The sequence below is a fragment of the Streptococcus danieliae genome (assembly GCF_009767945.1).
GTDB classification, from domain to species: domain Bacteria; phylum Bacillota; class Bacilli; order Lactobacillales; family Streptococcaceae; genus Streptococcus; species Streptococcus danieliae.
Genome location: NZ_WSRS01000046.1, coordinates 1 through 14534 on the forward strand (window position 1 = coordinate 1; position 14534 = coordinate 14534).

General features: G+C 47.7%; 14 protein-coding genes and 1 tRNA gene. 9 read left to right on the plus strand and 6 right to left on the minus strand.

Annotated elements, in window-relative coordinates; all coding sequences use genetic code 11:
- On the minus strand, positions 1-134 hold a 134-nt coding region (locus E5983_RS05775), incomplete at its 3' end, for an IS630 transposase-related protein (protein WP_160332943.1).
- A 159-nt stretch (positions 135-293) separates the two neighbouring features.
- Between E5983_RS05775 and E5983_RS05780 the strand changes: the two genes are divergently transcribed.
- Both E5983_RS05780 and E5983_RS10265 read left to right on the plus strand, forming a co-directional pair.
- Complete coding sequence (locus E5983_RS05780) at positions 294-443, plus strand: hypothetical protein (RefSeq protein ID WP_237397587.1); 150 nt, start codon at positions 294-296, stop codon at positions 441-443.
- A gap of 331 nt (positions 444-774) precedes the next feature.
- Complete coding sequence (locus E5983_RS10265) at positions 775-879, plus strand: putative holin-like toxin (protein ID WP_447449591.1); 105 nt, start codon at positions 775-777, stop codon at positions 877-879.
- Positions 880-1058: 179 nt separating this feature from the next.
- Here E5983_RS10265 and rpmG read toward each other — a convergent pair whose 3' ends face one another.
- From rpmG to E5983_RS05795, 3 genes are all read right to left on the minus strand, one after another.
- A complete protein-coding gene (gene rpmG, locus E5983_RS05785) occupies positions 1059-1208 on the minus strand; it encodes a 50S ribosomal protein L33 (protein WP_001265622.1) in 150 nt (49 codons plus the stop codon).
- A gap of 18 nt (positions 1209-1226) precedes the next feature.
- Complete coding sequence (rpmF, locus tag E5983_RS05790) at positions 1227-1409, minus strand: 50S ribosomal protein L32 (RefSeq protein ID WP_160332945.1); 183 nt, start codon at positions 1407-1409, stop codon at positions 1227-1229.
- 219 nt (positions 1410-1628) lie between these two features.
- Entirely contained in the window at positions 1629-6392 is a 4764-nt protein-coding gene (locus tag E5983_RS05795) for an endonuclease/exonuclease/phosphatase family protein (RefSeq protein WP_160332946.1), read from the minus strand.
- Positions 6393-6600: 208 nt separating this feature from the next.
- Between E5983_RS05795 and hisS the strand changes: the two genes are divergently transcribed.
- The 5 genes from hisS (at position 6601) to E5983_RS05820 (ending at position 11578) form a co-directional block, all read left to right on the plus strand.
- Positions 6601-7884 (plus strand): histidine--tRNA ligase, encoded by a 1284-nt coding sequence (gene hisS / locus E5983_RS05800; protein WP_160332947.1) that lies wholly within the window; start codon positions 6601-6603, stop codon positions 7882-7884.
- A 3-nt stretch (positions 7885-7887) separates the two neighbouring features.
- Positions 7888-8088, plus strand: coding sequence for a hypothetical protein (locus E5983_RS05805; protein ID WP_160332948.1), 201 nt, complete (start codon positions 7888-7890; stop codon positions 8086-8088).
- Positions 8089-8092: 4 nt separating this feature from the next.
- Positions 8093-9847 (plus strand): aspartate--tRNA ligase, encoded by a 1755-nt coding sequence (gene aspS, locus E5983_RS05810; protein WP_160332949.1) that lies wholly within the window; start codon positions 8093-8095, stop codon positions 9845-9847.
- Positions 9834-10769, plus strand: a complete 936-nt coding sequence (locus E5983_RS05815; protein ID WP_160332950.1) for a YitT family protein — start codon at positions 9834-9836, stop codon at positions 10767-10769. Before aspS ends, E5983_RS05815 begins: the two co-directional genes overlap by 14 nt.
- A gap of 140 nt (positions 10770-10909) precedes the next feature.
- Positions 10910-11578, plus strand: coding sequence for an NYN domain-containing protein (locus E5983_RS05820; protein WP_160332951.1), 669 nt, complete (start codon positions 10910-10912; stop codon positions 11576-11578).
- 44 nt (positions 11579-11622) lie between these two features.
- On the opposite strand, the gene E5983_RS05825 is transcribed toward E5983_RS05820, so the two are convergent.
- Positions 11623-12381, minus strand: a complete 759-nt coding sequence (locus E5983_RS05825; RefSeq protein WP_160332952.1) for a trypsin-like serine peptidase — start codon at positions 12379-12381, stop codon at positions 11623-11625.
- Between the two features lie 610 nt (positions 12382-12991).
- Between E5983_RS05825 and E5983_RS05830 the strand changes: the two genes are divergently transcribed.
- Both E5983_RS05830 and E5983_RS05835 read left to right on the plus strand, forming a co-directional pair.
- Positions 12992-13522 (plus strand): GNAT family N-acetyltransferase, encoded by a 531-nt coding sequence (locus E5983_RS05830; protein ID WP_160332953.1) that lies wholly within the window; start codon positions 12992-12994, stop codon positions 13520-13522.
- Positions 13523-13980: 458 nt separating this feature from the next.
- Positions 13981-14163 carry a hypothetical protein gene (locus E5983_RS05835; RefSeq protein WP_160332954.1) on the plus strand — a complete coding sequence of 61 codons (183 nt, stop codon included), beginning with the start codon at positions 13981-13983 and terminating at the stop codon, positions 14161-14163.
- Between the two features lie 168 nt (positions 14164-14331).
- Here E5983_RS05835 and E5983_RS05840 read toward each other — a convergent pair.
- Positions 14332-14402, minus strand: a tRNA-Cys gene (locus E5983_RS05840).
- Positions 14403-14534: the final 132 nt, after the last annotated feature.

Here is a 14534-nt window from a genome sequence, read left to right on the forward strand (position 1 = left end):
GTTTTCTCTTTTAATTTAATCCATTGATAAATGGTAGTACGAGAAATTTGGAAAACAGTTGCTGCTTCAGAAATACTGCCAATATTCTCACAATATGAAAGAACTTTTTTACGAAAATCTACTGAATATGCCATAAAAATAGTATAGCACAAAGTGTGCGGTTTCTGTTTCATTCTACTATAGTACAACTGAGTGTCCGGTTCATCCACGATTTTTAGTAACGAATATGCTAGAATAGATCTTGTAGAAAAGTGAAGACGGTGGCTTCTGATTCTGAAGGAGAGGTGATGCCTATGGGTAATTCATCAAAATCTGACAGGAAGGAGGAGCGCTTTTTGACCGCTTTTGAAGTGGTGCAGATTATTCTTTTCTTTGCTAGTTTTAGCATTGAGTTGATCGGTCTCTGCTATCTAATCTTCAAAGATGGAAACAAAAAGAAATAGCCGTCAATACTTTGGCTAGTAACGGCTATTCTCTTTAGCTAATAAACGAGTCACCGTCTTAAACGGTTCTACATTGGAGCTGGCCTGCAATCCAGCTCTTTTTATATTTCGATTATAACACATTTGCTGTTAAAGGTGAAAATGGAAGGCCAAGTTCTAGGGAGTTCTTTGGATTCTAATACCGTTAGATGCCCGGTTCATCCATGATTTTTAGTAACGAATATGCTAGAATAAATCTTGTAGAAAAGTGAAGACGGTGGCTCCTGATTCTGAAGGAGAGGTGATGCCTATGGGTAATTCATCAAAATCTGACAGGAAGGAGGAGTGCTTTTTGACCGCCTTTGAAGTTGTGCAGACCATCTTTTTCTTTGCTAGTTTTAGCATTGAGTTGATCGGTCTCTGCCATCTAATCTTCAAAGATGGAGACAAAAAATAATCCGTCCCTTTACTTTGACGAGTAGGACGGATTAAATCTGTTTAACGAGTCACCGTCTTAAACGGTTCTACTTTGAGCTGGATTGCCGTCCAGCTCTTTTTATGTATTAATTATACCATAGTTACAGAAAAAAGTGTAAAGCAAAAAGTCCTAGGAATTCTAGGACTTTTTTGAAATGCTTATTTTACCTCAGTAAATACAACGTGTTTACGCAATTTTGGTGAGTATTTTTTCAATTGAAGACGGTCTGGTGTGTTACGTTTGTTTTTAGAAGTTAGGTACAAGCGTTCACCAGATTCTTTATGTTCAAGTGTGATATTTACGCGCATGAGTGCTCCCTTCTATTCTTATTTAGCTGCTTGAGCTTTAGCGATTTTACGTCCTTTGTAGTATCCTTTAAGAGATACACGGTGTGAACGTGAGTAGTCACCAGTTGTAGCGTCGAATTGAACAGATGGTGCTGTCAATTTGTAGTGTGTACGACGTTTGTTTTTCTTCGCTTTTGATGTGCGACGTGCAGGTACTGCCATTTTTTTGTTTCCTCCAATAGAATATTCTTTGACGATTCGTCAACTTTAAAAGAATAACACAAATGAATTGTAAAGTAAAGTTACTTGACAACTTTTTTTAAAAAAAGTTCGGCTAAAAAAGGTTGTTCCAACCTTTCCAGCCGAACGGTAAGAGTGCGAGGCGCTAAATCCTACTCCTGTGTTTCAAAAATACTTTCTTAGTTAAAAACTATAAAAATCCTAATCTTGTTTCCGACGACGGGATTTGACGGTCATGAGTAAGGCAAGAGTGGCACTCACGCCTGCAGCGACAGCTGCTGTTTGAGAGCTGTCCCCGGTTTTTGGCAATTCTTTTTGCCCTGCATCTGTAGCTAGTTGTGGCTGAACTCCTGTCGCTGCTTTTACTTTAGCAGAAGCCTTTTGGTCTGTCGGAAGGTTTGAAACTTGAGAAGAAACGAGTTTCTCTTTAACCTTTGGTTGTGCTTCGATTTGAGGGTTAGCTGATTTTACAGCTTCTCCACTAGGTTTTGTAGCCTCAGGTTTCTTAACTTCCGGCGTTACCGGTTGTTTTTCAGTCTTAGGAGCTTCAGTTTCCGTGTTAGGAGTTTGAGTTTCGTTTTCTGGCTCCTTAACCTCAGGAATCATAGGCTGTTCTTCAGTTTTAGGCCCTTCAGCTTCTGGCTGAGGCTTCACATCTTCCTCGCCTGGTTTTTCGACTTCCGGTTCCTTAACCTCAGGAATCCCAGGCTGTTCTTCAGTCTTAGGCTCTTCAGTCTCTGGCTGAGGTTTTACTGTCTCCTCGCTAGGTTTTTCAACTTCCGGCTCCTTAACCTCAGGAATCATAGGCTGTTCTTCAGTTTTAGGCTTTTCCGTCTCTGGTTGCGGTTGCACCTTCTCTTCGCTAGGTTTTTCGGTTTCCGGTTCCTTGACTTCAGGAGTGGCTGGTTGCTCCTCGGTCTTAGGCTCTTCAGCTTCTGGCTGAGGCTTCACTGTCTCCTCACTTGGCTTTTCAGCTTGCGGTTCTTTGACTTCAGGAGTAGCTGGTTGCTCCTCAGTCCCAGGCTCTTCCGTCTCAGGCTGAGGTTTTACTGTCTCCTCACTTGGCTTTTCAGCTTGCGGTTCTTTGACTTCAGGAGTAACAGGTTGCTCTTCAGTCTTAGGTTCTTCCGTCTCAGGCTGAGGCTTCACTGTCTCCTCGCCTGGTTTTTCGGTTTCCGGTTCCTTGACTTCAGGAGTAGCAGGTTGCTCCTCAGTCTTAGGTTCTTCCGTCTCAGGCTGAGGTTTTACTGTCTCCTCGCCTGGTTTTTCGGTTTCCGATTCCTTGACTTCAGGAATCCCAGGCTGTTCTTCAGTCTTAGGCTCTTCCGTTTCTGGCTGAGGTTTTACTGTTTCCTCACTTGGTTTTTCGGTTTCTGGTTCCTTAACCTCAGGCTTCCCAGGCTGTTCTTCAGTCTTAGGCTCTTCAGCTTCTGGCTGAGGTTTCACATCTTCCTCGCCTGGTTTTTCGTTTTCTGGCTCCGTAACCTCAGGAGTCGTAGGCTGTTCTTCAGTTTTAGGCTCTTCCGTTTCTGGTTGAGGATTTACTGTTTCCTCACTTGGTTTTTCGGTTTCCGGTTCCTTGACTTCAGGAGTAGCTGGTTGTTCCTCGGTCTTAGGCTCTTCAGCTTCTGGCTGAGGTTTTACTGTTTCCTCACTTGGTTTTTCGGTTTCTGGTTCCTTAACCTCAGGCTTCCCAGGCTGTTCTTCAGTCTTAGGCTCTTCCTTCTCTGGCTGAGGTTTTACTGTCTCCTCGCCTGGTTTTTTGGTTTCCGGTTCCTTGACTTCAGGAGTAGCAGGTTGCTCCTCAGTCTTAGGTTCTTCGGTTTCTGGCTGAGGATTTACTACTTCTTCACTTGGTTTTTCGTTTTCCGGTTCCTTGACTTCAGGAGTAACAGGTTGCTCCTCGGTCTTAAGCTCTTCCGTCTCCGGCTGAGGCTTCACTGTCTCCTCACTTGGCTTTTCAGTTTCCGGTTCTTTGACTTCAGGAGTAGCAGGTTGCTCCTCAGTCTCAGGTTCTTCGATTTTAGTGTCCGAAGTTTCGACTTCTGGCTCCTTAACCTCAGGAGTAGCAGGCTGTTCTTCAGTCTTAGGTTCTTCCGTCTCTGGCTGAGGATTTACTGTTTCCTCACTAGGTTTTTCGTTTTCCGGTTCTTTGACTTCAGGAGTAGCTGGTTGCTCCTCAGTCTCAGGTTCTTCGGTTTCTGGCTGAGGATTTACTATTTCCTCACTAGGTTTTTCGACTTCCGGTTCCTTGACTTCAGGAGTAACTGGTTGCTCCTCAGTCTTAGGCTCTTCGGCCTCAGTGTCCGGAGTTTGAGTTTCGTTTTCTGGCTCCTTAACCTCAGGATTTACCGGTTGTTCTTCAGTCTTAGGCTCTTCCATCTCTGGTTGTGGTTTTTCCGTTTCTGGTGTGACGGTTTCTTTTGGTTTGAGGTCGAGTTGGACCAGGAGTGGGTCGTGGTCGGAGGCGCGGCCGTGTTCTTTCATGAAGATGGAGTTGACGTGGATCATGTCGAACTCGTAGCGGTCGAGGAGGTTGTTGGAGAGGACGATGTTGTCGAGGGACTGGTTGTTTCCTTGGTAGAAGTAGGAGAAGCGGTCGTCCTTGTCATGGCGGCTGACTAGGTTGGACAGGATGTCGCCTGAGATGAGCTCCATGGTTTTGCTGAATTCGAAGTCGTTGAAGTCTCCCAGCATGGCAACCTTGAGGTCAGGGTTTTGGTTCATTCCTTGGGCGATGAACTGGTTGATGAGGGTGGCCATTTGGTGGCGCTGGTCTTCGGATTTGAAGGTGACGGGTTGGACTTTGCCGAAGTAGCCGTTGTCTCCGCGTTTGGAGTTGAGGTGGACGGCGATGACGTTGACGGTTTGGCCTTGGAATTGGAATTCGGCGATGACCGGTTTGCGGGAGTTTGTCCAGGCTTGGTGGGTTGGTTCGATGCGGGCGATGCTGTGTGTCAGCGCTCCGTTTTCCCAAGTAGCTGGTGTGTGGGCGTCGCCTTTGGGTTTGTCAGCCAGGCTCACGCGCTCCGGATTGTAGAGGAAGCCGGTGCGGATGTTGGAGCCGGGTGCTCCGCCGTCTTTGTTGTTTTCAGGGTCGATGTCGATGTAGCGGTATTCGGGTCCGCCTTGGGTCTTGATGGCTTCAATGAGGCGGCGGGCGCTTTGGCTGGCATCGACAGTGCCGTCATCGGTGCTTCCGTTGTTGTCCTGGACTTCAATCAGGGTGATGATGTCCGGCGATTTGAGGTCCTCTACAAAGGAGGTTGCGATGCGTTTAACCTTGGCATTGTCGGTGGTTTTGTTGTTGGCTGAGAAGTTTTCAATATTATAAGAAGCAATGCTGAGTTTCTCTGGGTCTTTGACAATACTGGTGGCCTCTGGTTGTACCCCACCGTCGGTGACCTTTGGTGAGTCGGCGACTTTGGCTAGGAGTTTGTAGTTGGTGTAGCCGTAGGAGATTGGTCCATAAATACGTCCTTGGAAGGAATCACCTGTTTTGGTGATGAGGTTTTTGTCAAAAAGGACAGCGATTTTTTCGGGATGGGGGTTGTCGGCCTCCAAGGTTAAACCGCCTACCTTGTTCATCGGGCCGGTGTAATTGCCTGGGACCACATAGACTTCCTTGTTGGCCTGTGGGCCAAGTACCTTGGCATTGTCAATGCCGACGACCATGCCTTCAAGGGACTCCCAGAAATCAAGGCCGTCTGTGTCTGGATCAAAGGAGCTGAAGGCGTCGTCTTCCACGATTTTTGTTGGAGCTAGGCGGTCGCTTCCCAGGATGACTGGGGCAGGGACAGCTGCAGTGCCCTCTTTGACGACCTTTGTTGCAGCCAACTGGGTGGTGGTTAGATCGGTTTGGTCTTTTTCGTTGTAACCAGAGCCTAGGTATTCCACAACTTTTCCGGTGATGGTGAGGGTATCCCCGAGGGCTACGGTATGGTTGGGGAGGTAGACATTGATGCCGTCAGAGGTTTTAGGGTTCTTGTCAGGGTTGAGGTCCTGGATATAGAAATGGTTTTTGTTGGCGACATAGGTTACCACAACATTTTGCACGGTAACGGTTTGGCCTTCTAGTGGGGAGACATGACCTTCCCCTTGGATCTCACCAACGGTGACGATGGTTTCCGCAGGCGGTGCGGCAGTTCCCTTTTTAACGATTTCAAACTGGTTTTCAAGGAAGGGTTTGAGTTGGTTTTTACCACGGTAGGTCGACAAAATCGCAGTGATGTGGATGGTGTCGTTTTCGGAAATCAGATTGTTTAAAAGGCTGTTGCTGATGCCGGTGCGGGCATCAACGCGGACGGCTACTTGTTGGCCAGTGATGTCCGTCAGGTTAAAGCTAGAATTGCCCTTGTTGTCGCTGGAAATGGCACCAACGGTGACATCTTTGAGGGTGACCAGGGTGGATTGGAGTTGATCAGTCAGGCCCTCAATAGTGGTAACAGTTGGGGCAGGGACGGGGATGTCTGCTACTTTGGTCAGGTCTGCAACCTTGGTGAGTTGGAATTCACCGTTGAAATCGCCCAAGTTGCCCTTGAATTGGACACTGTCGCCACGGCTGACTTCTTGTTTCTTACCGGGATAAACGTAGACTCCGGTACCTGCCTCGTCCTGGATGTAGAAGCCGTTTCCACCCCAGGCATTGACCTCACTGATGACCTTGCCTTGAACGGTAAACTCTTGGCCTTTTTCCCCTTGACGGACCTCAGCTAGGGCTGTCGTGGCTGGTTCCGCACTTGGGCTGGTCTCAGAGGTCGGGAGGGCTTCGGAACTTTCAGTAGGAGCTTGAGTCAAATCCGAACGTTCTGCGCTTTCTTGCGGGGTGTTTGCCGTTAGTGCCTCTGTTGCGGGGCTTTGTTCGTCGGCAGCGATCGTTTCTTGGGGTAGGCTACTGGCTAAAGCAAGCGGTGCTAGCAGCAACGATGCCCTCAGTAGATACTTGTAAACAGCCTTTTTTTCCATGGTAATCTCCTATCTTTTTACTGTTTCCATTGTAACAAAAAAAGAGAAGTGCAGGCGATAATTTTCCGAATAAATTTAGTGAACTTTGCATCTATGGTTCGTTTTTGTTTTTTCTTAAAAGCAGCGTGCTGAACTTTGAGCTAGAGCTTTCGTAGAGGGGGGAATTGTGCTAAAATTGTTCTAATGTAACTAAAGGAAAAGGAACGTTATGAAACTACAGAAACCAAAGGGAACCCAGGACATTTTACCGGGTGAATCGCGTAAATGGCAGTTTGTGGAAGCGCGGGCTCGGGAAATTTTCGGACGCTACCGCTTTGAGGAGATTCGGACTCCTCACTTCGAGCACTACGAGGTGATTAGTCGGTCGGTCGGTGATACGACAGATATTGTCAGCAAAGAAATGTATGATTTCTATGATAAGGGCGATCGTCATATTACCCTGCGTCCAGAAGGGACAGCGCCGGTGGTGCGTTCCTATGTGGAGAATAAGTTGTTTGCGCCGGAGGTGCAAAAGCCGGTGAAGCTCTTCTACATGGGCTCTATGTTCCGCTATGAGCGGCCGCAAGCGGGTCGTTTGCGGGAGTTCCACCAGATTGGGGTCGAGGCTTTCGGGTCTAGTAATCCGGCGACCGATGTTGAAGTGATTGCCATGGCGGCCGATTTTTTCAGAGAGCTGGGCTTGACAGGCATTCGTCTGCATCTTAACAGCTTGGGAACACCGCAAGTGCGGGCCACTTATCGGCAAGCCCTCATTGACTATCTCCTACCGCATAAGGAGTCCCTATCAGCGGATAGTCAACGCCGCTTGGAGGAGAATCCTTTGCGGGTTTTGGACTCCAAGGAAAAGGCGGATCAAGCCTTGGTGGAGGGAGCTCCGTCGATCTTGGATTACCTGGATGAGGAAAGCCAGGCGCATCTGGATCAGGTGCGTAGCCTGTTGGATGCCCTGAGGATTGACTATGTGATGGATCCGCGGATGGTGCGGGGGCTGGATTACTACAACCATACCATTTTTGAATTTATCACAGAGGTTAAGGGGGCTGATTTGACGGTCTGCGCCGGTGGTCGTTATGATGGCCTGGTGACCTACTTTGGTGGTCCAGAAACGGCTGCTTTTGGATTCGGACTCGGTGTTGAGCGGCTCTTGTTGCTGCTAGAGGCACAGGGTGTGGAGCTACCGGGCTTGCCAGCCTTAGATGTCTATGTGGCGACCCTGGGTGCGGAAGTTAACCAAGCAGCAACGCTGTTGGTGCAGTCCCTCCGTCGTCAAGGTTTAACCGTGGAGCGGGAGTACCTCAACCGTAAGCTCAAGGCCCAGTTCAAGGCGGCGGATCAGTTCGCAGCCAAGGCTTTGATTACCCTAGGGGAATCAGAATTAGCTTCGGGTCAGGTCGTGGTGAAGAACAACCAGACGCGGGAACAGCTGGAAGTCAGCCTGGCAGAGCTAGAGGCGGATGCGGTGAGCTTGTTGGCACCGATTTTGGAGAGCTAGGTCATGAAGAAGTTGCTGGGAGCTGCGATTCAGGCCCTTGTGATTGGCTTGGTGATTGGTTGTATCTGTTATTTGGCCCGGGGGGATTTCTTTTACCGCTACCTGGCCCTGATCTTCGGCTTTTTGGCTGGACTGGCCTACTTTATAACGGGTACAGCGATTGAAATTTTACACGAAGTAAGACAAACAAAGAAAGAGGAATAGGTTGATGGAACGTTCGATGTATGCGGGGCGCGTGCGCTCGGAGCAAATTGGTCAGACGCTGACCCTAAAAGGTTGGGTTGGTCGTCGTCGGGATTTGGGTGGTTTGATCTTTATTGACCTGCGCGACCGGGAAGGGTTGATGCAGTTGGTGATCAATCCTGAATTAGTGGATGCGGCGGTTATGCAGGCGGCTGAGAGCTTGCGGTCCGAGTATGTGATTGAGGCGACCGGGAAGATTCTGGCTCGGGAGCAGGCCAATGACCAATTGCCAACCGGGCAAGTGGAGATGCAGGTGGAGCAGTTGACCATCTTAAACACGGCTAAAACAACACCATTTGAAATCAAGGATGGCATTGAAGTTAATGACGATACCCGCTTGCGTTACCGTTACTTGGATTTACGCCGTCCGGAGATGTTGGCCAACTTTAAACTACGGGCTCAGGTAACCCACAGCATCCGGAATTACCTGGATGGGCAAGAATTTATTGATGTGGAGACGCCTTTCTTGGCTAGGTCTACACCAGAAGGAGCTCGGGACTACTTGGTGCCAAGCCGGGTGCATGAGGGGCACTTCTATGCCCTCCCTCAAAGTCCGCAAATCACCAAGCAGCTCTTGATGAATGCCGGATTTGACCGCTACTATCAAATTGTGAAGTGTTTCCGGGATGAAGACTTGCGGGGCGACCGCCAGCCAGAATTTACCCAGGTGGACTTGGAGACCTCTTTCCTATCCGAACAAGAAATTCAAGACTTGGTGGAAGGCATGATTGCCAAGGTAATGAAGGATACCAAAGGCATTGAGGTTAGCCTACCCTTCCCACGGATGAAATACGATGAAGCCATGCGACTCTACGGGGTTGATAAGCCAGATACCCGCTTTGACATGCTTTTGGAAGACTTGACCGAGTTGGTTGCCGATGTAGAATTCAAGGTCTTCTCCCAAGCTCCAGCTGTTAAGGCCATTGTGGTGCGTGGTGCTGCTGACCAGTATTCCCGTAAGGATATCGATAAGTTGACCGAGATTGCCAAGCAATATGGCGCTAAGGGCTTGGCTTGGGTCAAATACCTAGACGGTGCTCTGACAGGGCCGGTTGCCAAATTCTTGACCAGCCACGAAGAGCAGTTGGTGGCCCGCCTCCAGTTGGGCGAGCAGGACTTGGTGCTCTTTGTTGCGGATGAATTGGAAGTGGCCAATGCAACTCTTGGGGCGTTGCGCGTGCGTTTAGGAAAAGAGCTGGGTCTTATCGACGAGAGCCGCTTCGACTTCCTCTGGATCGTAGACTGGCCAATGTTTGAGTGGTCTGAAGAAGAAGGCCGCTACATGAGTGCCCACCATCCGTTTACCCTGCCACAAATGGATACGGCTTCCGAGTTGGAAGGCGACCTCAGCAAGGTTAAGGCCATTGCCTACGATATTGTCTTGAACGGTTATGAATTGGGTGGCGGAAGCCTTCGGATTAACCAGCGAGACCTACAAGAACGGATGTTTAAGGCTCTTGGCTTCAGTCAAGAAGAAGCAGCAGAACAATTTGGCTTCCTGCTCGAAGCTATGGATTACGGCTTCCCACCACATGGCGGCTTGGCCATCGGTTTGGACCGCTTTGTAATGCTGCTCGCTGGCCAAGACAATATTCGGGAAGTTATCGCCTTTCCGAAAAACAACAAGGCCACCGATCCTATGACTCAGGCTCCGAGTCCAGTGGCTTTGAGCCAATTGGAAGAGCTGAGTCTACGGGTTCAAGAGGATGAAAAGGAATAAATATTACCGTGCTTTTCGGGCCTGGTTGGATGAACTAGGTCGGCGTTTCCACTTTATCAAGCTCCTACAGAGCATTTCCCGGGAAAAGTATGATGAGAAGTTATCGGCTGCAGTGCTCTACGGTATTTTGTCAGCCCTGGCTATCAATTTTTTCTACCAGCCCGGGCATGTCTACTCGTCTGGAGCTACTGGTTTGGCCCAGATTATTCAGGTGAAGCTGGCTATTTATGGGGGGCTGAACCTGCCCCTGGCCGCGATTTATTACGCCATCAATATTCCCTTGATGGTGCTAGCCTGGCGCCAGATCGGGCCTAAGTTTACAATTTTCACCTTTATCACGGTCAGCTTTTCCACTCTTTTTATGGAGTGGATTCCAGAAGTGACCTTGACCCCTGATCCGATGATCAATGCCCTCTTTGGGGGTGCTCTGATGGGCTTGGGGATTGGTTTGGCCCTGCGGGCCAATATCTCTAGTGGCGGGATGGATGTTGTGATTCTGACTATCCGCAAGCGGACGGGTCGGCAGGTCGGCAACTTGTCGCTGGCCCTCAACGGGGTGATTATTCTCATGGCCGGGCTCTCCTTTGGCTGGCCCTATGCATTTTATTCCTTAGTAACCCTCTTTGTTTCCACGCGGGTGACCGATTTGGTTTTTACCAAGCAACGAAAAATGCAGGCCATGATTGTGACCAGCTATCCAGAGCGGGTCATCAAGGGCATCCATACCGCTTTGGAGCGCGGGGTGACCATCTTGAATGATGCCGAGGGCGCCTATAAGCATGAGCGCAAGGCGGTCTTGATTACCATCATCACGCGCGCAGAGTACCACGAATTCAAGTGGATCATGCGGGAAACCGATCCTGAAGCCTTTGTGACCATTGCGGACAATGTCCACACCCTGGGCCGTTTTATGGAATATTAACAACTCAGCGAGTCGAATCAGACTCGTTGAGTTTTTTTAAATTTTTTTCGAATAAAAAGATGAGAGGGTAACTCTCAGATTTTATAAGGTCTGTTGGGGAAAAGGGCTAGGTCTCTTTTCCAGGCAGGAAAAGGAGTTTTATGAAAACAGCAATTTTAGTAGACGGTGGCTATTACCGTAAGCGGACCAATCTGGCCTACGGTTCAGAGGAGCCAGCCCAATCAGCCCAGCGGCTGTATAAGTACTGTAGCCGACATTTGAAGGAATCCTGTTATCAGGCTGAAGTCCGCCACGACCTCTACCGCATCTTTTATTATGACTGTCCCCCCTTGACCGCGAGCCTGCTAAATCCCTTCGGGACTCGGGTTGTGGACTACAGTAAAAGTGACACCCTCCGCTGGACCCAGGAATTTTTTATGGAGCTGAGCCACAAACGCCGGATAGCCCTCCGCATGGGAGAACTATCGGAAAGTAGTCCCCGCTACACGCTGCGAGAAGAAGCTCTGCAGGCTCTCCTATCCGGCCAGCGCACCGTGGATGACCTCAAGGAAATGGACTTCCGCCTCAACCTCCAGCAAAAGGGGACGGACATCCGCATCGGTTTGGACATCTGCTCCCTGGCCTATAAACAACAAGTCGACCGCATCATCCTCATCGCCGGTGATAGTGACTTCGTCCCCGCCGCCAAACTGGCACGACGAGAAGGCATCGACTTTATCCTCGATCCGCTGGGCGGTCCCATCAAGGACAATCTCAGCCTCCACATAGACGGCCTCCGAACCGTCGACACTGCCTACCTAGGCCACTGAACCAGCTGAAAAGTCCCTTGCGCACACGCGCAGGGGACTTTTCATTAGTCTATCAAGCGAGCCTGGATTCCGGCGGGATCCAACAGCTCCTTTTTCAGTTCTGGAGTCAGAGGTGTAATGGTGGCCCGGGAACAACTACTTTGCCCCCGGCATTCTTCTGTTACCGCTGTGACAATCCCGATAATCTCCCCATCCAGAAACACAGGTGAACCCGAGTTCTCCTCAACTAGTTCCAAATCTACCGTCAGTGTGCCATCTGTCTCCACCGCCAGCACCTGACCACTAGCCTGGGTATAGGGTGGCCGCGTTAGACTTGAAAAACCCATACTGGAGACCCTTTTCCCTACCAGCTTCTGAGCCTGGGTATAGACCGCTAATTTTAACTCCTGCTGCCCCACGGGAAGCCCTAAACTGGATGCAACCTTAATCAACCCCAGATCCTTACGTAAATCCTCGTAGCCCCGGTAGCCAGCAGGAAGGTGGTAGGGATTGGCCGTAGCACCCGTGTGGAAAACCTCAGTCCCCTGAGCATTGTAGGACCGAACTGTCTGTCCAGCCAGTAGCCGTCCTTGCTCATCTGTGAGATTGTGGGCGGCAGTAAGCAAGATTCCCTTCCCAAGATAGGTACCCGTCCCTCGCACGCTCTGTCCTGCCTTCGATCTAGCAATCAAGGCCTGGGTCAGATGAAAGGGATAACTGTGGGCCTCCTGAGGACCAACCTCCTTCCGAGCTTCGGCCAGAACAGGTAGTGCTAACAGTGCACTAACAAAGAGTAGGAGTAGGGTGAGTAGCTTTTTCTTCATCGGTAGCTCCTTTGCCTTTTTCTTTTTTATTCGATTTTTTGAAAGGAAAAGTGCGAATAAATAAGCAAAAGGGATAGGGAATGAAAAAGCGCTGGATTTAATGGCTCAACAGCGGTCTTTCAGGATTGGGGATGAGATTCGTGTAAAGACGAGGAAAGTGTATGGGATGGATTTTGATTGTTGGGTACAGGGTTGGACAAAGAAAATAAGAGATACGGTTTTGAATGTTGAGGCGAGTCTTGCCAGTCTTGCAACTTATTCAAAACCAACAATTGTCTTCTTTAAGAAATCGAGATTCCCCGATTTTGCTGGGTATGATTACCAAACCGTGTTTCAGATCCCGGGGGCTGTTTTCGCGTAAAAAGTGTAAAATTTTGTAGATATTTGTAAAATTTTGTGATAGACTTTGGTTACTAATAAAAGAGTAATTAGGCTGGGAGGTATGTTAGAATGGGTGTTATTAAACGTAATATGGATATCATTGTGAATAATGACCGAGACAGACAAAGAGTTCTATCTGTTCTGAATAACACTGACAAACCAAGTCAGTCTGTGATAAACAAATTTGCTGAAGCGATGAAGATAAAAGTCGAGGAGACATTCTTAACTGGTGGAAGATAACTTAAAATTAGTAGATTTGTATTCTTGGATAGGGCCAATAGATTCAGTGAATTTTGATTGTGGTGTATCGAAAATTAACAATGAAGTGGAAAGGCTTTTTAATAGAGAGTATGACGATCGAAGAGTTTTGGGGTTAGTAAACTCACTTGGAGATTTGTTTGGAGTAATCGCATTCTCTTTAGGAACTACTAGCTTGATACAAAAAGAGCATCCCTTGGAGCGCTATCCTGTTCTAAGTCTAGACCTGTTAGCTATCCAAAAAGACTATCAGAATAACAAATATGGATCAAGGTTGCTCGCCTCAGTTCTTAGGATAGCGCTGACGATGAATTGTTTAGTTCCAATAAGAGGTATTTATTTGGAAGCTTTGACGGAAGCTTCTGAGTTTTATGAACACCGGGGATTTGATGAGCTTCATCCTTTTGCACCAGGAATGGAATTTCAAAAATTATTTATGAATATAGCGTCAATTGAACAATTAGATTTGTATCCATATTCTAATATATTTAATTTAGAATAACTCCTCTTCAGAGGAGTGTTTTTTGCTTCCAAGGGATATTTTTTCTAAATTCCCTCTTGAAATAAACGCTAAAGCGTATATAATTGTAGAAAGGAGGAAGTTATGGCAAAGCATAGAAAAAAAGCCAAAGATAAGTTTGAAAATCCGACTTAACATTCTTATCTTTAGCTTAAGGGGACCTCTAAAAACCCCAGTTTTTCTTCAAATTTAATCACTCAAACCTTGATAAATCAACATTTAGATTTTCAGAAATTTAGTTTTTAGAGGTGCCCTTAACAATTAACATTGAGTGGGATTAACCCACTCGCCCCTTCGGGGGTTATGCTTATCATAACAAAAAAATCATGGGAATGAAAGTATATTTTAAAGTTGAACGTCATAAGTTTGACTGGAAGGCTTTGGTAGGCTGGATTCTATTTTTGGTAATCCTTTGGTATCTTTTTAAGTAGGATAGTATTATGGCAGTATCAGAATCGCAAAAGCGAGCCAATAAAAAATGGGACGATGCTAACAAAGAGAGGAAGGCCTATATCAATAAGCGTTCAACCGCTAGAAGCTTTGTCAAAAATTTGGCCACCCTCGAAGACCTAGCTGAGCTAACTCAGCTCATTGAAGAGCGTAGAAATATGTTAGAGAACTGATTGTCTAACATTGACCACTCCGATTATGGAGTGGTTTTTACTATTTTCAGTTCCCAAATCGTCCGAAATATTTCTAGCTTTTATCCGCATTTATCCCATTCAAAAATCAAAAAAGCCCGATTTCTCGGGCTTTTCACTCGGTTAAATCCTGTTAAACAGGGATAAAAAAGGCGGTAGACGGATTTGAACCGACGATCAAGCTTTTGCAGAGCCGTGCCTTACCACTTGGCTATACCGCCGCAACAATGATTATTCTACACTAAATTATGGTGCTCGTCAACAGGGAACCTTTGGGAATCATTCCCGTTGCTTATTCTTTTTGAAAATAATGTCAGGATCCTGACTCCTCATCATCAATTTCATAAAAATGA